The following is a 16,470-nucleotide window of genomic DNA, read 5'->3' on the forward strand; positions in this document are numbered from 1 at the left end:
GCCCCATCCGGCGCGCCTTTTTTGCCTACTTTTTTGGCAAGACAAAAAAGTAGGTCGCCGCCCCGCAGGGGTGGTGAAACTGCAGTTGACTTTGACGTTAAGCAGTTGCAGTTGCAGTTGCAGTTGCAGTTGCAACCAACAACCCCAATCGCCCCCCAATCGCCCCCCAATCACCCGGAGCCATCCCAAATGGAACGCATTGACTGCGCCGTAATCGGCGCCGGCGTAGCGAGCACGGGATTCCCGGCCTGCTCAACCTGTTTGGCATCGAGTCGCCCGGGCTGACGGCATCGCTGGCTATCGGCGAATACGTGGGTAAGCGGGTGGCGGCGTCAGCGCACTGATTGCGGCCCTCATGCCGCAGGCCGCGCCCCCTCGAACGCATCCTGCAGCAGTTGCCGGATCGCCGCCCTCTCCAGCGCTCGCGGATTCGGGTACTGGTCCAGCAAGGCGAGCTCGCAAGCGCGATCCAGATCGGCGAGCTGCATGCCGATATCGCGCAGCGCAACCGGTGCGCCATTGTCGCGGGCCAGATCGAACAGCGCTTGTGGAGCGCTCGCCGCGCCAAGCGCCGATGCCACCGTGGCGATCGCCTGCGGCGCGGCGCTCGCGTTATAGGCCAGCGCGTGCGGCAGCACGATGGTGTGCACCTCGGCGTGCGGCAGGTTGAAGCTGCCGCCCAGCGTATGGCACAGCTTGTGGTGCAGCGACATGCCAACGTTGGCCAGCACGCTGCCGCACAACCACGCGCCATACAGCGCATCGCTGCGGGCGGCCAGCATGTCCGGCGCGCTGCCGCTGGCGTGCGCCTGGCGGATCGCGGGAAGCGCGCGGCCCAGCGCGGCGATGCCTTCGCGGGCCATCAGGCTGGTGACGGGATTGGCGTCGCTGGCGTAGAGCCCTTCGGCGGCGTGCGCGATGGCGTTGATGCCGCTGGTCACGCTCAGCATCAGCGGCAGGCCGAGCGTGAGCTCGGGGTCGTACACCACGGTGCGCGGCAGCACGCGCGCGTCGCGGCCGGTGCGCTTGATGCCGCCTTCGGTCAGGCCGAAGATCAGTGTCATCTCGGAGCCCGAGTACGTGGTGGGCACCGCCACGATCGGCAGGCCCGACTCCAGCGCGATGGCTTTGCCCAGCCCGATGGTGGAGCCGCCGCCGATCGCCACCGCGCAATCCGCGCCCAGGCGCGCGGCCTGCTCGCGGGCGGCGCGCGCGGATTCGATCGGCACGTGCATCACGGCACCGTCGAAGACGCCCGCGGCACGCGCGCCCAGCAGGTCCGCCACGTGCTCGGCCTGGCCGCGCTGGCCTGGCGTGGACAGCACCAGGACGCGGTGCGCGCCCAGCGCGTCGATCTCGGCACCGAGCTGGCCCAGCGCGCCGGCGCCAAACACCACGCGCTGCGGATGGCTTTGGTAGACGAAGGATTTCATGATGCGCTTGCTCAGTCGGCCACGATATTGCGGCTCTTGATCACGCGGGCCCAGCGCTGGGATTCGCTCTTGACCAGCGCATTCATCTCCTGCCGGCCGCCCGCCACCACCTCGAAGCCACCGTCAGCCAGGCGCTGCGCCACCTTGGGGTCGCGCAGGGTGGCGCTCATGTCCACCGCGAGCCGGTTCAGGATGGCTTCGGGCGTCTTGGCCGGCGCGATCATGCCCACCCACGAATAGACTTCGAAGCCCTTGTAGGTCTCGGCAATCGCCGGCACCGCGGGCAGGTGCGCATCGCGTTTGGGCGAGGTCACCGCCAGCGCGCGCAGCTTGCCGCCCTGGATATGCGGCAGCACCAGCGGCAAGCTGGCAATCATCGAATCGACGTGGCCGCCAAGCAGATCCGAGATGGCCGGGCCGCCGCCCTTGTAAGGCGTGTGGATGCCGCTGGTGCCCGCGGTCTCGTGGAACAGCTCGGCCGCCAGCTGGTTGGAGCTGCCGGCGCCCACCGAGGCATAGGAAACGGTGGCCGGCTTCCTGGCGGCGGCCACGTAATCCTGCAGCGTCTGGAACCGCGAGCTGGCCGGCACCACCAGCACCATGGGCGAGCGCACCATGTACGACACGCCGGTCAGGTCCCGCTCGGGCGCGTAGGGCAGCTTCGGATACATCGAGGATTCGGTGGCGAAGGAGTCGAAGATCATCCCCACCGTGTAGCCGTCCGGCGCGCTGCGGGCGATGGCGCCGGTGCCGATGGTGCCGCCCGCGCCGGCGCGATTCTCGATGACCACCGTCTGGCCAAGGCGGCTGCGGAAGTCCTCCTGGATCTGGCGGCCCACCTTGTCGACCGTGCCGCCGGCCGCGAACGGGATGATCAGCGTGACCGGCTTGGCCGGGTAGGCCTGCGCGTGCGCGCCCCCGGCAAAGCCCAGCGCCAGCGCGGCCGTGGCGGCCATGCGCCGCAGCACCGCCTTGCCGCGCGCGGCGGCGACGGGTTGATCGGGCCTGCTAGTCTCCAGTCTTATCGTCATTATGTTTTCCTGTTGCGGTGATCGTGCCTCGCCGCACCGTGCCCGCCGAGGCGGGTGCTCGATGCTCTGCTTTTGCCAAATTCGCCAAGATGGCCCGAGCAGGAGGCCTGCGATCGATGCTAACCTGTAGCATCGGCCGGGGCAATCGGGTCTGGCCGCGAAATGCCTTTGCACAGGACGCACAAATGGAATCGGCGAAATTTGCTGAGAATCTTTCGATCTTTGTCGAGGTGGCACAGGCGCGCAGCTTCTCCGCCGTGGCCCGCCGCAAGGGCATGGTGGCCTCATCGGTGGCCCGCCAGATCGATTCGCTGGAGAACGAGCTGCAGGTGGCGCTGTTTACCCGCTCCACCCGCGCACTGGTCCGCACCGACGCCGGCAACCTGCTGTTCGAGCGCGCGGTCAAGATCCTGCACGACATGACCGACGCGCGCAGCGAGGTCACCTCGCTGGAGCAAGGCGTGAGCGGCCTGCTGCGCGTAAGCTGCCTGCCCGCCTTTGGCCGGCGCCACGTGGTGCCGCACCTGGCCGCCATCTATGACAAGTACCCGCGCCTGGCCATCGAGCTGGACCTGACCGAGCGCATCGTCGACCCCGTGGTGGAACGCATCGACCTGGTGATCCGTGTGGGCCAGCAAGCGGACAGCAGCCTGATCGCCCAGCGCGTGGCCAGCCAGCGTTACGTGATCTGCGCTGCGCCGGCCTACCTGGCGCGCCACGGCAAGCCGCGGCACGCCAGCGAGCTGGGCAGCCACCGGCTGATCGACCGCCGCCACAGCACCAGCATGCGCGGCTGGCGGGAGCTGCTGGATGGCGACGTCGCGCAACAGGCCATGTTCGCCTTCGAGTGCGACGACTGCGATGCGCGGCGGCTATCGGTGCTGCAGGGGCTGGGCATTGCCCTGATGCCGGACTGGTCGATCGGCGGCGATATCGGCGATGGCCGTCTGATCGAGCTGGAAATGGATGGGCTGGCCCCGCAACCGGAAACCGGCATCTACCTGCTGCGCGCACTGCCGCGCGCCAGCGCCAAGGTGCGGGCATTCTGCGAGCACCTGAGCGCCAGCATCGGCAGCCCGCCGCGCTGGCAGGTGGCCATGGCGCCGGTGGGCGAGTAGCGCGGGCTTGTGCAGGCTTGTGCAGGCTTGTGAGGAATACGCAGGATTACCCACACCAGCCGGGCCGCGCTATTCGCCTGGCAGCAGCCCCAGGGCAATCGCCGTGCGCACCGCCTGCAAGCGGTTTCCCACATCGAGCTTGCGCATCACGTTGCGCATGTGGTGGGAAATGCCGTGCTCGGAGATGCCGAGGATCTGCCCGGCCTCCCAGGAAGTCTTGCCCAGCGCCACCCAACGCAGCACCTCCAGCTCCCGCGCCGTCAGCGCCACCGCCGGCCCGGCGCGCCCGCGCGCGATCACGCAGAAGCGGTCGAGCACGGCTTGCGTGATGGACGGGCCAAACAGGCGCGCGCGGCAGACGGCGGCCTCATCGTCGCCCGCGCTGCCATCGAGCGACAGCAGCGCCAGCGTGCCCATCTCGCGGCTTGGCATGCTGGCGGAAAAGGCAATGGCCGCGGTCAGCCGGCGGTCCAGTTCGGCCCGCGCCAGCGCCGCGTCGCCGGGGACCCGCACCAAGGGCTCCCCGCTGCTGCACACCACCGGCCCCAGGGAATCGCGCGCCTTGACCACCAGCGCTGCCAGGGCCTCGCCGTGGGCTTCCAGCGGCAGGCTGGCGCCGCCAGGCAGGCTGGTCAGCGAACCGGCACTAGCAGCGCCGGATGCGCCGGATCCCGGCAGCCCCCTGTAGCGCAAATAGAAATGATTGAACCCGAGCAGCCTGGCGGCGGTGCAGACGGCGCCCGCCAGCCCCTCGATATCCTGGGCACGGTCGATGTCGCCAAGCAGCATGGCCAGGGCGGAGGGTGCATCGGCGGGAATCGCGGCGCCAAGCGAAATATCGGGAGAATGCATGTGTAAAAACCGCCCACCTGCTGCGGGATGACTTGTGTCAAACGCCCATCATAAGCGCGTTTCCCGCGCGGGCAGCGTAAAGCGGAATGTGGCGCCCGTGCCCGGCTGCTCGTCGGCCCAGATGCGCCCGCCGTGCGACTCCACCACCGAGCGGCAGATCGACAAGCCCATTCCCATGCCCAGGCCCTCGGGCCTGGTGGTAAAGAACGCGTCGAACAGGTTCGGGATATTCGCCGGCGCAATGCCCGGGCCCGTGTCCTGCACCGTGCAGAGCACCCGCGGCGGCGCGGCGCTGAGCCGTTCGCACCGCACCAGGATCGAACGCTGGCCGGCGGGCACCGCCGCGCAGGCCTGCATGGCATTGAGCAGGAGGTTGATCAGCACCTGCTGCAGCTGGATGCGATCGCCCAGCACCGCCGGCAGGCCCGGCACCACATGGGCGGACACCGCCACGCCCTGGTTGCGCATCTCCGGCATCAGCAGCGCCAGGGATTCATCCAGGGCCGCGCCCAGGTCCACGGGCGCGCGCTGCGGCGCGCTCTTGGCCGCCAGCGCGCGCGTGCGGCCAATGACGGCGCTGGCGCGCCGGCCCTCGCTGATCATGCGCTGCACCGCGCTGCGCGCTTCCTCCAGGTTGGGTTGCGGCCGGTCCAGCCAGCGCAGGCAGGCTTCCCCATACGTGATGATGCCAGCCAGTGGCTGGCTGACTTCGTGCGCGATGGATGCCGTGAGTTCGCCCAGCACGGCGATGCGCGACACGTGCGCCAGTTCCGCCTGCGCCACGCGCAGCACTTCCTCGGCGCGGCGGCGCTCCGTGATATCGGCCACGGTACCGACAAAGCCAAGGCTGTGCTCGCTGTCCCGGCGCGGCTGTCCCACGCAGATGAGGTGCTTCTCTTCGCCGTTGTGGCAGACAATGCGGAACTCCTGCTGGAACGGCACGCCCTCCTTGCACGCGCGGGCCATGCCGCCGAGCACGCGGGCACGCTCGTCGGCATGGATCATCGCCACCAGCGTGTGCATGCCCGGCGTGCCAGGGTCGGGGTCGAGCCCGAAGAGCCGGTACATCTCCGCCGACCAGCGCATCTCGCGCCGCGCCGGCCACCACTGCCAGCTGCCGGTCTTGCTGATGCGCTGGCCCTCGGCCAGAGAGGCCTCGCTCTCATGCAGGCCGCCCCGCCTCGCGCGGGCGTTGCCCAGGCTGCCCTTGCGTAGAGAGTTGCGCGGCGAATGGCGTGGGGAGCACGGTCTCATGGGCCATTCGCCTGCGGCGCGAAACGTAGCGTGATCATGCCTGGGCCGCCGCGTCGGTCAAGCCAAGCACGTGCGCCATCACCACGAGCTCGGCAAAGGTGCGCGCGCCCATCTTCTTCATGGCCTGCGCCCGGTGGATCTTGACCGTGACCGTGCTCAGGCCCACGTCGTCGGCAATCTGCTTGTTCATCAGGCCCGCCGCCGCCAGCGCCATGACTTCACGCTCGCGCGATGTCAGCGTATCGAACGCGGCCTTCAATTCGCGCCCGCGCCGCTCGCAAGCACGCCGCTGCGCGTCCCTGCCGAGGGCTTCCGTCACCGCATCGAGCAGGTCCTGGTCGCGGAACGGCTTGGTCAGGAAATGGGTTGCGCCGGCCCGCATCGCCATGACCGACATGGCAACGTCCGCGTGGCCGGAGATAAACACCACCGGCACGGGGCAGCCCACCTCGGCCAGCATGGCCTGCAGCTCCAGCCCGCTGGCCCCCCTGAGGCGCACATCCAGCACCAGGCAGCACGGCACGTCGGGCATGGGGAAGCACAGGAACTCGGCCGCGCAGGCAAAGGTCCTGACCTGGATATCCATCGAGCGGAACAGGCTGGCAATGCCATCGCGCAGGGCCGCGTCATCGTCAACGACCAGCACCACGCCGTCGTCGACGAGCCACGCGCCGCCAGGGCTGGGATAGCTGCCGGGTGTCGCCATGCCGCGCCCTATGCCCGGCACCTGGAGACGAGGCGAGCGATGATCATTGAAGTCCTTTCTTCTCAAGTTCCGGGAAAATCCGCAGCGCGAGATGCGCCAACCCGCCGGGCGGGCTGCGCGATTCTTCCCTATCCGCATGAGGCAGGCCATTATCCAGGGGTGTGCACCGCCCATCCCTGGGTGTAACGGGGGCGTGAGCCCATGCACAGGCACCTGCCGCAATGGGCCGCCAGCCTCCCGCTTTCCGGCATTATCGCGTCGATTTTGCAAACGTTTGCATTATGAATCAAGGCGCCGGAAGATCAAGGCCCAAAACGCTGCCGCGCCGGCTCCGCACAGCTTGCAGATGGCCTGCAGCCCTTGCTGCGCCTGGCTTTGAAGCCGATGCACCGTGCCAGCTACATGAATGTGTAGTTGACCACCGGCGCGATTCCCGGAAAATGCGCTTGGTTGCCTGTAGCGCGCCTGGCCGCGGCGCAGGCGTCCTCGTCAGTCCGCCGCCGGCGGCGCGGTCGAGCCGCGTACGATCAGCTCCGGGCGCAGCACCACGCTGGCAGCTTCGGCCTTCGCATTCTCGATGCGCGCCAGCAGCAGCGTCGCCGCTTGCACGCCCATCTCGTGAACGGCAATCCGGATCGTGGTGAGCGGAGGCGTCAGCGCATCGACAAAGGGCATATCGTTGTGGCCGATCACCGAGACGCGCGCGGGACAGGCAATGCCGGCCTCGCGCAGATGGTCATAGCATCCCAGCGCCACCAGGTCGTTACCCGCGGCGATCGCGGTCAGCGCCGGAAACTGCGCCAGCAGCGCGCGGCAGGCTTCGCGCCCCGCTTCGCGGCCGTAGCTTGCCGCTTCCACGATCATCCATTCGCTTTTGCGCAGCTTGTTGCGCCGCACCGCATCGATAAAGCCCTGCTTGCGCTGGTGGCCGGTGGACAGCGAGTCCGGCCCGGCGATATGGCCAATGCGGCGATGCCCGAGCGCCACCAGGTGATCGACGGCAAGCCGCATCCCGAGCAGGTTGTCGCTGACCACGCAGGGCACCCGGCCGAGATCCTCCCCGCGGTTGACCATCACCACGGGGATGTTCTGCTTGACGCAGTAGTCCAGCACGGCATCCTCGCGCTCGACGGTCGCCAGGATCAGGCCGTCGACCTGGCGGCCCAGCATCTGGTCGATGACAAAGCGCTGGCGCGTCTTGTCGGCCCCTACATTGACCACGATGGGCACATAGCCCTGCGAGGCCAGCACGCCCTCGAGCCCGGCCAGGATCGGCGGGAAAACGGGGTTGGAAATATCCGGCAGCACCACGCCGATCAGCCCGGAGCGTTTGGTGCGCAGCCCGGCGGCGATGCGATTGGGCCGGAAGCCGAGCTCGTCCGCCATATGCAGGATGCGCTCGGCCACCTCATCGGCGACCAGGTGCCGCGTGGCGGCATTCATCACCCGGGAAACGGTCGAGTAATGGACATCCGCCTTCGCCGCCAAGTCCTTTAGGGTAATACGCTTGCGCTGGTCCATGCGGGCAGAAAGGCTGGTTTGCGGTGAGTAAGAACACGCCATTTTAAGCGAAGATGCCCGCCGCCTTGCCGGCTGCCTTGCCGGCTGCCTTGCGCGCCGCCTACTGCCCGGCCTGCACGCCCGACTGCCGGACCACCGGCGCCAGCTTGGCGATCTCCGCCTTGATGTAGCGCTCGAACTCCTGCGGCGTGGACGTGCGCGCTTCGGCGCCTTGCGCCGACAGCCGCTCGCGCACCTCCGGCGTGGCCAGCACCTTCGCGATCTCGCCATTGAGCGCGGTTACGATCTCCTTGGGCGTGCCCGCGGGCGCCAGCACGCCGAACCATGACTCGAAGGCATAGCCCGGCAAGCCCGACTCCGCCACCGTCGGGATGTCCGGCAAGGCGGTGGCCCGCTTCGGCGTGGTCACCGCCAGCGCCTTGAGCTTGCCCTGGCGCACGAACGGCATGGCGGAGACAGTGGGCGCAAACATCAGGTCGACCCGGCCCGCCATGACATCGGTCAGCGCCTCGCCCGTGCCCTTGTAGGGAATGTGCGCGATGTCCACGCCGGCTTCCATCTTGAACAACTCCCCGCTCAGGTGCGTCGAACTGCCGGACCCGGCCGAGTCGAAGTTCATCGTGCCAGGCTTCGCCTTGGCGGCTGCCACCACATCCTTGACCGAGCCAAGCTTGCTGGCGCTGTTCACCACCAGCACGTTGGGCACCGTCGCCACCAGCGTCACCGGCGCGAAGTCCTTGACCGTGTCGTACGACAGCTTGGGATAGAGCGTGGCATTGATGGCATGCCCGACCGATACCAGGATCAGCGTGTAGCCGTCCGGCGCGGCCTTGGCGACCAGCCCGGCGCCGAGCGTGCCGCCCGCGCCGGGCCGGTTCTCCACGATCATCTGATAGCGGCCGGATTCGCCCAGCCGGGTGCTGACGATCCGGGCGAGGATGTCGGTGGCGCTGCCCGACGAGAATGGCACCACCAGGCGGATCGGCTTGGCGGGATACTGGGGCTGGGCGAGCGCGCCCATGGCGCTCACCGCGAGGGTGGCGCACAGCAGGGTGTTTCGAATCACGGTTGTCTCCTCCACCGCCTCGGGGCCCGCCGGATCGCTCCGGGCGGGCTGGGCGGCTCGATGGTCAGGTTCGCGGGTTAGAAGTTGTGGCGCATGCCTAGCGCAAAGGTTTGTGGGTCGGCGCCTGCCGCGACGCCGAGGTTGTTGATGGCGAAATAGATGGCGTTCTTCTTGTTGTCGTTTGCCTGGTCAAGTTGAAGCATTTGCAAACGTTTGCAAACAAAGTAAAAATTCAAGGCGGGTACGGCATGGCCAGCAGCAGCATGGCGGGACGGTTGCCCGGATTCTCCACCTTGCGGGCTTCGCCCGGCGCCAGGCAGACCGAGTCGTACTGCGCCAGGTGCACGACCTGCGTCCCGGTGCTGATGGTGACTTCCCCCTCCAGCACCACATAGTGCTTTTCCATCGGCGAAGCATCGAGCCCGGTATGGCCGCCCGGCAGGATCACCGAGACACCGAGCCAGAGCGAGGCCGACGGCCCGGCCTCATGCCCCTGCAGGCGCAGGCAGCGCATCCCCTCGTGCCGGGGCGGGAAGTAGGCCGGCGCGGCGGCGAACCGGGTCGTGTTCATGGCATCAGCACCACGCGTTCCGGGGCGCCCTGCAGCACCGCGCGGTAAGCCGCGGCGGCGCGCATCAGCGGGTAGGTGTAGTCCGCATGCACCGGGAAGGGCTTGAGCTGCCCCGCGGCAAACATGGCGCCGAGCTGATCGAAGACCGCCGCGCACGCGATGCTGTCCATGGCCAGCGTGTCGATGCCCACATACGTGTGCTGGCCGCGGTAGAAGGCAAAGATATCGAACGGCACCGCCCGGTCGATGGTCGAGATGAAGATCTGCGCGGCGCCGATCGCCATGGCCTTGTTGGCTTGCTCGAAGTACGGGCTGCCGACCGTGTTGTAGACGATGTCCGCGCCGTGCCCGCCGGTCTCGTTGCGCACCACTTCGGCGATGTTGTCGCGGCTGGCGTCCAGCATGCGCACCGTGCTGCTGGCGTGGCCGCGAAACGACCCGGCCTCGCGCTCCACGGCGAAGACGCGCGCGCCCAGCGCGGTGGCAATCTGGATGGTGGCCTGGCCAACCTTGCCGTTACCGCCGCATACCAGCACCACGCTGCCCGCCTTCGGCAGGCCGGCGCGGCGCAGGCCTTCGTAGGCGGTGACAAACGGCACGCCAACCGCGCCGGCTTCTTGCAACGTCACGTTGGCGGGCTTCTCACGCACCGCGGCAACGTCGAGCGTCAGGTAGCGGCTGTGCGTGCCATCGCGGCGAATGCCGAGCTCGCCGCCGCTGCCCCACACTTCCTTGCCCAGCAGGTGCGCGGGGCCGTCCACCACCACGCCGGCATAGTCGCGGCCGGGCACGCGCGGCCACACGGCGTGCGGCATCAATCCCAGCGTGGCCTTGACATCGCTCGGGTTGACGCCCGCGCTGGCGACTTCGATGACGCATTGGCCGGAGCCGGGCACTGGCTTGGGAATGCCGACGAACTCGAGTTGCAGCGCGTCGATGTTCGCGGCCTTCTGGGAGACGCGGATAGTGTTCATGGTGATGTGGCGTTCGTGTTGGTGTTGGTGTTGGTGTTGGTGTCGGTGTTTGTCACCGCGTTCATGCCGCCCGCAGGCCGAGCGTGGCCCGGGCCTCGTGCGGCGACGCCAGCTCGCCGCCCAGCGATTTGATGATGTCGCGCGCCTTGGCGACCAGCGCCGCGTTGTCCGGGGCGAGCACGCCCTTGTCCAGGTAGAGGTTGTCCTCCAGGCCAACCCGGACATGCCCGCCCGCCAGCCACGACTGCGCCACGATAGGGAACTCCGCGCGGCCAATGCCGAAGGCGGACCAGTGCGCGCCCGGCGGCAGCATATTGCGTGCGTAGAACAAGGTCTCCGGCGTGGCCGCGAAACCGTATTTCACGCCGAGCACGAAGGTCCACAGGCCGGGGCCGTCCAGCACGCCTTCCTGGATGAAGTCGCGCGCCATGTGGAGGTCGCCGGAGTCGAAGATCTCAAGCTCCGGCATCACGCCCGCCTCGCGGATGATGGCCGCCATCTTGCGCACGTTCCGGGGCGTATTGATGACCACGTCCGCGCCGGAATTCATCGTGTTGAGGTCCAGCGAACACACATCCGGGCGCAGCGCGGCGATATGCGCGACGCGCACTTCCGGACGGACCAGGGTGGTGCCCGGGGCGGCGTTGCGAGGTTCGTCCTCGCCCGGCACGAAGCGTCCGCCGGGGCCGGTGGTCAGGTTGATGATGAGCGCCTTGTTACGCTTGCGGATCAGCTCGATCACCTCGGCGTAGTACTCGAGCGCCATCGAGGGGCGCCCGGTCTCGGGATCGCGCACATGGATGTGGGCGGCGGCCGCGCCCGCCTCGGCCGCCTCCAGCGCCGCCGTGGCAATCTGCGCCGGGGTCACCGGCAGGCCGGGGTGTTGCTCGGGGGTGACGATGTTCCCGGTGACGGCGCAGGTAATGATGGTCTTTCTGCTATGCATGGTGAAGGTATTGGTATTGGTATTGGTATTGGTATTGGTATTGGTATTGGTATCTTGAACAATGCGTCAGGGACGCGATCAGCCAAGCTGGCGGCCGCCGTCGACCACGATGGTGGTGCCGGTGGAAAAGCGCAGCGAGGTGGCACAGGCCACGATGGCATCGGCGACGTCGTCTGGCCTGCCGATGCGCTTGAGCGGCGTGGTCCTGGCCGCGCGCTCGTTGAAGGCGCTGTCGCGCCCGGGGACGAAATCGGTGTCGACCACGCCGGGCGACACGTTGAGCACGCGGATCTCCGGCGCCAGCGCGCGGCCTAGCGATATGGCCATCATGTCCAGCCCCGCCTTTACCGCGCAGTACGCGACATTGCTGCCCATGCCGGTACGCCCCGCGATGGATCCCACGTTGACCACCAGCCCTTCGCCCGTTGCCTTCAGGTGCGGCGCCATGGCGCGGATCGCGGCGAACTGGCCGCGCCAGTTCACGGCGAACATCTCATCGATGAGCGCATCGTCCAGCGCGTCGAGGTCGGCATGCGCAATCGCCTTGGTAAAGCCCGCGCTGTTGACCAGCATGTCGATGCGGCCGTACTTGCCCTTCACTTCATCGGCCAGGCGCAGCAGCGATGCGGTATCGCTGATCTGCGCCACCGCCGCGTGGTGGTTGCCCGGCGGCAATTCGGCCACCGCACGCGCGGAAGTCTCGGCATTGCGGCTGACCAGCACCACGCTGGCGCCAAGGATGGCGAGCTTGTGCGCCGTCGCCATGCCGATGCCGCCGGTGCCGCCAAGGATCACGGCAACCTTGCCGGCAAGTTGCGTCGCCGGTGCTTGATGTTGAATGGACATTGTCGGTTCTTCTGTGGTTGGTAATCAGTCGATCGGCGGTGTCGGGAAAGTCTGCTCGCCCGGCTCCAGGACAAAGTTGAAATCCAGCGTGTAGAACGGTGCCGGGAAGTCGCCCCATGGGCTCGTGCCTTCATCCACGCGCCGGAAATGGCCAACCAGTTCGCGGTGCACGCCGAAGGTCACGTCCGACTCGAGATGCTCGGAATCGTCGGCGAACACCTGCGTGACAAGCGTGCGATAGCCCGGCGCGGCGGCGATGAAATGAATGTGCGCGGGGCGATAGGGATGCCGGTTCTGTTCGGCCAGCAACTGGCCGACGGGGCCCCCCGTCGGTACCGGATAGCCTGCCGGGCGCACCGAGCGGAAATGGAAGCGGCCGTGCGCATCGGTGCGGATGGCGCCGCGCAGGTTCTTGTCCGGCTGCGACGGGTCCTGGTTGTCGTAGAGGCCAACCGGCGATGCCTGCCACGCTTCCACCAGCGCGCCGGCCAGCGGCTCGCCTGCCGTGCTGCGCACTTGCCCCGTCACAAAAAGTGGCAGCCCCGGCGTCTCGCCTTGCACCACGCAATCCCCGCATTCGTAAGACGGCGCCCCGCCGCGATAGAACGGGCCAAGCAAGGCGCCCGGCGTGCGGCCATCGGTGATGCCGTTGTTCATCAGCGTGACCAGCGTCGACAGCCCGAGCACATCGGCCGCCAGCACTACCTCGTTGTTGGTCGCGTTGGTCGCATGGCCTAGCGCCGCAACAAAGCGCAGCCCGAACTCGAACTCCTCGTCACTGGGCCGCACCTCCCTCAGGAACGCGTGCAGGTGATCGACCAGCGCGTCGACGACGTGCCGCAGGCGCGGGTCGGTGGTATCGCGCATGGCCTGCTTGACCAGCTGGCTGAGCGTGTGTTCGTCGTCCACCACGGCCAGGCCGCGGCCGAGCCTCGGGGCAAGTGTCGTCTCCATATTCGTCTCTGGTTCCCGTTTTTTGCAAACGTTTGCATTATGGGCCGGGTTTTGAAAAAATCAAGGACATTTGCAATTGGACTGGCCCACGCGTCCTATGCTGTAGTACGGGCGAGCGCCCTCCTCTTCACAAACATGAATCCAGCCATGCAGACCACATCACAGTCCACGCCGCCCGCGCAAGCGCCGGCAATCGCCCGCGAGGTCTTCAAGGCCGCCATGCTCAGCCTTGTGGCGGGCTACGTCGATGTAGTGGGCTTTATTGCCCTGTTCGGCCTGTTCACCGCGCATGTCACCGGCAACTTCGTCATGCTCGGCGTGGGACTGGCGCACGCGACCGGCGGCGTGCTGGCCAAGCTGCTGGCGCTGCCGGTGTTCGCCCTGTCGGTGGCGGCGACCAAGATCGCCGTCGATGCCATGCAGGCGCGCGGCAAGCCGCCGCTGCCGCCGCTGCTGGTCGCGCAGGGCGTGCTGCTTGCCGGCTTCATGCTGGCGGGCTGCGTGGCCTCGCCCATGGCCTCGCCCGACATGCCATCGGCCATCGCAACCGGGATGCTGGGCGTGGCCGCCATGGCGATCCAGAACGCGCAATCCCGGATCGCGCTGACCGACCACGTGCCGACCACCATCATGACGGGCAACAGCACGCAGGTCATCATCGACCTGGTCGAGCTGCGCAGCGCCGCGGCCGACAAGGTGGCCGCGGCGAAGAACCGGTTGCGCAAGATGGTCCCCGCCATCGCCGCGTTCGCGGCCGGCGCCGTGTCCGGCGCGTATGCCTATGTGCTGGCGTCGTACTGGTGTCTCGCCGTGCCGATTTTCATCCTGCTGGCGCTGGCGTACAGCTACCGGGCCGGGCCGGCCGCGGCCCTGGCGGGGAGACAGGCGTAGTGCCGGTGCGCTGGCGTTGCGCCTGGCGCCCGACGTCCGCCGCTATGTGTCCTATAGTTCAAAGCCAGTGGCAGCCAGCAAACGCCACGGCAAGGTACGAGGAGGCGCATCATGGCAACCTGGAAGCCGGACCCGAGTTTCTACCCGTCGCCCCGCCTGGCCGCAAAGGCGCCGCCCGAAGCACTCGCCTATGTGGCGATGTTCGATCCCACGCGTACCCAGCCCGACGGCATCGCGGTAGTCGACGTCAACCCCGCCTCCAAAGCCTACGGCACCATCGTCGGCCAGGTCACGGTGCCCAACGTGGGCGACGAACTGCATCACTTCGGCTGGAACGCCTGCTCATCCTGCCTGTGCCCGAACGCCCCGCACCCGCATATGGAGCGGCGCTACCTGGTGGTGCCCGGCCTGCGCTCGTCGCGCGTCTACATCATCGACACCAAGCCCGATCCGCTGCGCCCGGCCATCGCCAGGATCATCGAGCCTGGCGAACTCGCCGAACTGACGGGTTATTCGCGACCGCATACCGTGCATTGCGGCCCCGGCGGCATCTACGTGACCGCACTGGGCAACGGCGAGGGCAAAGGCCCGGGCGGCATCATGCTGCTGGACCAGCAAAGCTTCGACCCGCTCGGGCAATGGGAGGTAGAGCGCGGCCCGCAGCATTTTGCCTATGACGGCTGGTGGCACCTTGGCTACGACACGCTGGTGACCAGCGAGTGGGGCACGCCCGACATGATCGAGGACGGCCTGGTGCCGGAGATCCTGCTCGGCTCGCGTTATGGCCGGCGGCTGCATTTCTGGGACATGACCAAACGCAAGCACCTGCAGGAGATCGACTTCGGCGAGGAATACCAGCTCGTGTTCGAGCTGCGCCCCGCGCACGACCCCACCAAGGCGTACGGCTTCGTCAATTGCGTGATCAGCCTGAAGGACCTGTCCTCATCCATCTGGGTCTGGTACCGGGACGAAGGCAAATGGGCGATCCGGAAGATCATCGATATCCCCGCGGAAAGCGCGGACCCGGACTTGCTGCCGCCCATCCTCAAGGGCTTCAAGGCGGTGCCGCCGCTGGTCAGCGATATCGACCTGTCGATGGACGACCGCTTCCTCTACGTGTCCTGCTGGGGCACCGGCGACCTGCTGCAGTACGACGTCTCCGACCCGTTCGCGCCCAAGCAGACCGGCCGCGTGCGCATCGGCGGCATCGTCTCGCGCGCCACGCATCCGGGGGCCGGCGGCGCCGCGCTCAACGGCGGCCCGCAAATGGTGGAAGTCAGCCGCGACGGGCGGCGCATCTACTTCACCAACTCGCTCTATGGCGCGGTCGATGCGCAGTTCTACCCCGAGGGCATCGACGGCTGGATGGTCAAGCTGGACGCTGCGCCCGAAGGCGGCATCAGCTTCGACCCGCGCTTCTTCCTGCGCTGGCCGGCGGGGCATCGCCCGCACCAGGTCAGGCTGGAGGGTGGTGACTGCTCGTCGGATTCGTATTGCTACCCGTAGACTCAAACGCCATAAGGCCATAACGCCATAACGCCATAACGGCATCACACCGATAGCGCTCCTGCCATGTTCGCCACCTCCGGCGTGCCGCTGGGCACGCAATTCGCCACGCAGTGGTCCGCCCTGTGGCCGCTGTGGTGGCCGTGGCTGGCCATCGCCGCGCTGGGCCTGTTCCACGGCGTCAATCCCGCCATGGGCTGGCTGTTTGCCGTGGCGCTGGGGCTGCATCGCGGGCGGCGCAAGGTGGTGCTGCTGGCGCTGCTGCCGATCGCACTCGGCCACGCCATCGCGGTGGCCCTGGTGCTGGCCGCCACGCTCACGCTCGGCAGCCTGCTCGATCCCCAATGGCTGGCGCGCGCAGGCGGCGCGGTGCTGATCGGCTGGGCCGCCTGGCATGCCCTGCGCGGCCACCGCCAGCGGCTTCGCGTGGGCATGCAGGCCAGCATGGCCGGGCTCGCCCTATGGTCGTTCCTGATGGCGGGCACGCACGGCGCGGGGCTGATGCTGGTGCCGGTGCTGCTGCCGTTGTGCCGCGCCGCTGCGGGCGCACCGGCGGCGGGCGGACCGTTCATGCCGGCGCTGCTGGCGCTCGGGTTGCACACGCTGGCCATGCTGCTTGCCATCGGCACCGTGGCGCTGCTGGTGTACGACCGCATCGGCTTGGGTTTCCTGCGAACCGGCTGGATCAACCTGGACCGGGTGTGGACGGTGGCGCTGACGGGTTGCGGCGCGGCATTGCTGTTGATGTAGGCGTCCAGGCCGGTGGCAACCCGATAGAATCGAGGGCCTATCGATTTGGCG

Annotated in this window: 17 protein-coding genes and 1 pseudogene; 5 read left to right on the forward strand and 13 right to left on the reverse strand. The window is 67.9% G+C overall.

Annotation, left to right across the window (positions count from 1 at the left end):
- Positions 1 to 227: 227 nt before the first annotated feature.
- Positions 228 to 344: pseudogene (locus ACYP5B_RS18665) on the forward strand (FAD-dependent oxidoreductase); the annotation flags it as partial.
- 9 nt (positions 345 to 353) lie between these two features.
- Here ACYP5B_RS18665 and ACYP5B_RS18670 read toward each other — a convergent pair.
- A complete protein-coding gene (locus ACYP5B_RS18670; RefSeq protein WP_459570690.1) occupies positions 354 to 1,433 on the reverse strand; it encodes a maleylacetate reductase in 1,080 nt (359 codons plus the stop codon).
- An 11-nt stretch (positions 1,434 to 1,444) separates the two neighbouring features.
- Complete coding sequence (locus ACYP5B_RS18675) at positions 1,445 to 2,464, reverse strand: tripartite tricarboxylate transporter substrate binding protein (RefSeq protein WP_459570691.1); 1,020 nt, start codon at positions 2,462 to 2,464, stop codon at positions 1,445 to 1,447.
- A 185-nt stretch (positions 2,465 to 2,649) separates the two neighbouring features.
- Here ACYP5B_RS18675 and ACYP5B_RS18680 point away from each other — a divergent pair, with 185 nt between their 5' ends.
- A complete protein-coding gene (locus tag ACYP5B_RS18680) occupies positions 2,650 to 3,582 on the forward strand; it encodes a LysR family transcriptional regulator (RefSeq protein ID WP_318236442.1) in 933 nt (310 codons plus the stop codon).
- A 69-nt stretch (positions 3,583 to 3,651) separates the two neighbouring features.
- Here ACYP5B_RS18680 and ACYP5B_RS18685 read toward each other — a convergent pair whose 3' ends face one another.
- The 11 genes from ACYP5B_RS18685 to ACYP5B_RS18735 form a co-directional block, all read right to left on the reverse strand.
- The gene (locus ACYP5B_RS18685) at positions 3,652 to 4,434 is read right to left on the reverse strand and encodes a helix-turn-helix transcriptional regulator (protein ID WP_459570692.1); all 783 of its coding nucleotides are present in this window, start codon (positions 4,432 to 4,434) and stop codon (positions 3,652 to 3,654) included.
- Between the two features lie 48 nt (positions 4,435 to 4,482).
- Positions 4,483 to 5,688 carry a sensor histidine kinase gene (locus ACYP5B_RS18690; RefSeq protein WP_459570693.1) on the reverse strand — a complete coding sequence of 402 codons (1,206 nt, stop codon included), beginning with the start codon at positions 5,686 to 5,688 and terminating at the stop codon, positions 4,483 to 4,485.
- Positions 5,689 to 5,722: 34 nt separating this feature from the next.
- Entirely contained in the window at positions 5,723 to 6,394 is a 672-nt protein-coding gene (locus tag ACYP5B_RS18695; protein WP_400098686.1) for a response regulator transcription factor, read from the reverse strand.
- A gap of 489 nt (positions 6,395 to 6,883) precedes the next feature.
- Positions 6,884 to 7,915, reverse strand: a complete 1,032-nt coding sequence (locus ACYP5B_RS18700; RefSeq protein ID WP_400098656.1) for a LacI family DNA-binding transcriptional regulator — start codon at positions 7,913 to 7,915, stop codon at positions 6,884 to 6,886.
- A 100-nt stretch (positions 7,916 to 8,015) separates the two neighbouring features.
- Positions 8,016 to 8,936 (reverse strand): tripartite tricarboxylate transporter substrate binding protein, encoded by a 921-nt coding sequence (locus tag ACYP5B_RS18705; protein ID WP_400098684.1) that lies wholly within the window; start codon positions 8,934 to 8,936, stop codon positions 8,016 to 8,018.
- A gap of 122 nt (positions 8,937 to 9,058) precedes the next feature.
- Entirely contained in the window at positions 9,059 to 9,184 is a 126-nt protein-coding gene (locus tag ACYP5B_RS18710) for a hypothetical protein (RefSeq protein ID WP_400098688.1), read from the reverse strand.
- Positions 9,185 to 9,213: 29 nt separating this feature from the next.
- Complete coding sequence (locus tag ACYP5B_RS18715; protein ID WP_318236449.1) at positions 9,214 to 9,552, reverse strand: cupin domain-containing protein; 339 nt, start codon at positions 9,550 to 9,552, stop codon at positions 9,214 to 9,216.
- On the reverse strand, positions 9,549 to 10,526 hold the full coding sequence (locus ACYP5B_RS18720; protein ID WP_459570694.1) for a quinone oxidoreductase family protein: 978 nt from the start codon (positions 10,524 to 10,526) through the stop codon (positions 9,549 to 9,551). Before ACYP5B_RS18720 ends, ACYP5B_RS18715 begins: the two co-directional genes overlap by 4 nt.
- A gap of 61 nt (positions 10,527 to 10,587) precedes the next feature.
- Complete coding sequence (locus ACYP5B_RS18725) at positions 10,588 to 11,472, reverse strand: beta-keto acid cleavage family enzyme (protein ID WP_318236451.1); 885 nt, start codon at positions 11,470 to 11,472, stop codon at positions 10,588 to 10,590.
- 78 nt (positions 11,473 to 11,550) lie between these two features.
- A complete protein-coding gene (locus ACYP5B_RS18730) occupies positions 11,551 to 12,318 on the reverse strand; it encodes an SDR family NAD(P)-dependent oxidoreductase (protein ID WP_400098653.1) in 768 nt (255 codons plus the stop codon).
- A gap of 24 nt (positions 12,319 to 12,342) precedes the next feature.
- Complete coding sequence (locus tag ACYP5B_RS18735; protein WP_459570695.1) at positions 12,343 to 13,272, reverse strand: dioxygenase family protein; 930 nt, start codon at positions 13,270 to 13,272, stop codon at positions 12,343 to 12,345.
- 147 nt (positions 13,273 to 13,419) lie between these two features.
- Between ACYP5B_RS18735 and ACYP5B_RS18740 the strand changes: the two genes are divergently transcribed.
- The 3 genes from ACYP5B_RS18740 to ACYP5B_RS18750 all read left to right on the forward strand — a co-directional run bounded on the left by ACYP5B_RS18740 (position 13,420) and on the right by ACYP5B_RS18750 (position 16,419).
- Positions 13,420 to 14,163, forward strand: a complete 744-nt coding sequence (locus ACYP5B_RS18740) for a YoaK family protein (protein ID WP_459570696.1) — start codon at positions 13,420 to 13,422, stop codon at positions 14,161 to 14,163.
- Between the two features lie 111 nt (positions 14,164 to 14,274).
- Positions 14,275 to 15,669, forward strand: a complete 1,395-nt coding sequence (locus ACYP5B_RS18745) for a selenium-binding protein SBP56-related protein (RefSeq protein WP_400098649.1) — start codon at positions 14,275 to 14,277, stop codon at positions 15,667 to 15,669.
- Between the two features lie 66 nt (positions 15,670 to 15,735).
- Positions 15,736 to 16,419, forward strand: a complete 684-nt coding sequence (locus ACYP5B_RS18750; RefSeq protein WP_459570697.1) for a hypothetical protein — start codon at positions 15,736 to 15,738, stop codon at positions 16,417 to 16,419.
- Positions 16,420 to 16,470 lie beyond the last annotated feature (51 nt).

The organism is Cupriavidus sp. 8B (assembly GCF_054589115.1).

What these genes read in the sequence shown, in the direction of transcription:
- ACYP5B_RS18675 (WP_459570691.1), bottom strand. Translation starts at nt 2,464, where the DNA reads ATGACGATAAGACTGGAGACTAGCAGGCCCGATCAACCCGTCGCCGCC.
- ACYP5B_RS18725 (WP_318236451.1), bottom strand. Translation starts at nt 11,472, where the DNA reads ATGCATAGCAGAAAGACCATCATTACCTGCGCCGTCACCGGGAACATC.
- ACYP5B_RS18745 (WP_400098649.1), top strand. Translation starts at nt 14,275, where the DNA reads ATGGCAACCTGGAAGCCGGACCCGAGTTTCTACCCGTCGCCCCGCCTG.
- ACYP5B_RS18710 (WP_400098688.1), bottom strand. Translation starts at nt 9,184, where the DNA reads ATGCTTCAACTTGACCAGGCAAACGACAACAAGAAGAACGCCATCTAT.
- ACYP5B_RS18715 (WP_318236449.1), bottom strand. Translation starts at nt 9,552, where the DNA reads ATGAACACGACCCGGTTCGCCGCCGCGCCGGCCTACTTCCCGCCCCGG.
- ACYP5B_RS18740 (WP_459570696.1), top strand. Translation starts at nt 13,420, where the DNA reads ATGCAGACCACATCACAGTCCACGCCGCCCGCGCAAGCGCCGGCAATC.
- ACYP5B_RS18700 (WP_400098656.1), bottom strand. Translation starts at nt 7,915, where the DNA reads ATGGACCAGCGCAAGCGTATTACCCTAAAGGACTTGGCGGCGAAGGCG.
- ACYP5B_RS18690 (WP_459570693.1), bottom strand. Translation starts at nt 5,688, where the DNA reads ATGAGACCGTGCTCCCCACGCCATTCGCCGCGCAACTCTCTACGCAAG.
- ACYP5B_RS18695 (WP_400098686.1), bottom strand. Translation starts at nt 6,394, where the DNA reads ATGGCGACACCCGGCAGCTATCCCAGCCCTGGCGGCGCGTGGCTCGTC.
- ACYP5B_RS18705 (WP_400098684.1), bottom strand. Translation starts at nt 8,936, where the DNA reads ATGGGCGCGCTCGCCCAGCCCCAGTATCCCGCCAAGCCGATCCGCCTG.
- ACYP5B_RS18680 (WP_318236442.1), top strand. Translation starts at nt 2,650, where the DNA reads ATGGAATCGGCGAAATTTGCTGAGAATCTTTCGATCTTTGTCGAGGTG.
- ACYP5B_RS18750 (WP_459570697.1), top strand. Translation starts at nt 15,736, where the DNA reads ATGTTCGCCACCTCCGGCGTGCCGCTGGGCACGCAATTCGCCACGCAG.
- ACYP5B_RS18720 (WP_459570694.1), bottom strand. Translation starts at nt 10,526, where the DNA reads ATGAACACTATCCGCGTCTCCCAGAAGGCCGCGAACATCGACGCGCTG.
- ACYP5B_RS18735 (WP_459570695.1), bottom strand. Translation starts at nt 13,272, where the DNA reads ATGGAGACGACACTTGCCCCGAGGCTCGGCCGCGGCCTGGCCGTGGTG.
- ACYP5B_RS18730 (WP_400098653.1), bottom strand. Translation starts at nt 12,318, where the DNA reads ATGTCCATTCAACATCAAGCACCGGCGACGCAACTTGCCGGCAAGGTT.
- ACYP5B_RS18670 (WP_459570690.1), bottom strand. Translation starts at nt 1,433, where the DNA reads ATGAAATCCTTCGTCTACCAAAGCCATCCGCAGCGCGTGGTGTTTGGC.
- ACYP5B_RS18685 (WP_459570692.1), bottom strand. Translation starts at nt 4,434, where the DNA reads ATGCATTCTCCCGATATTTCGCTTGGCGCCGCGATTCCCGCCGATGCA.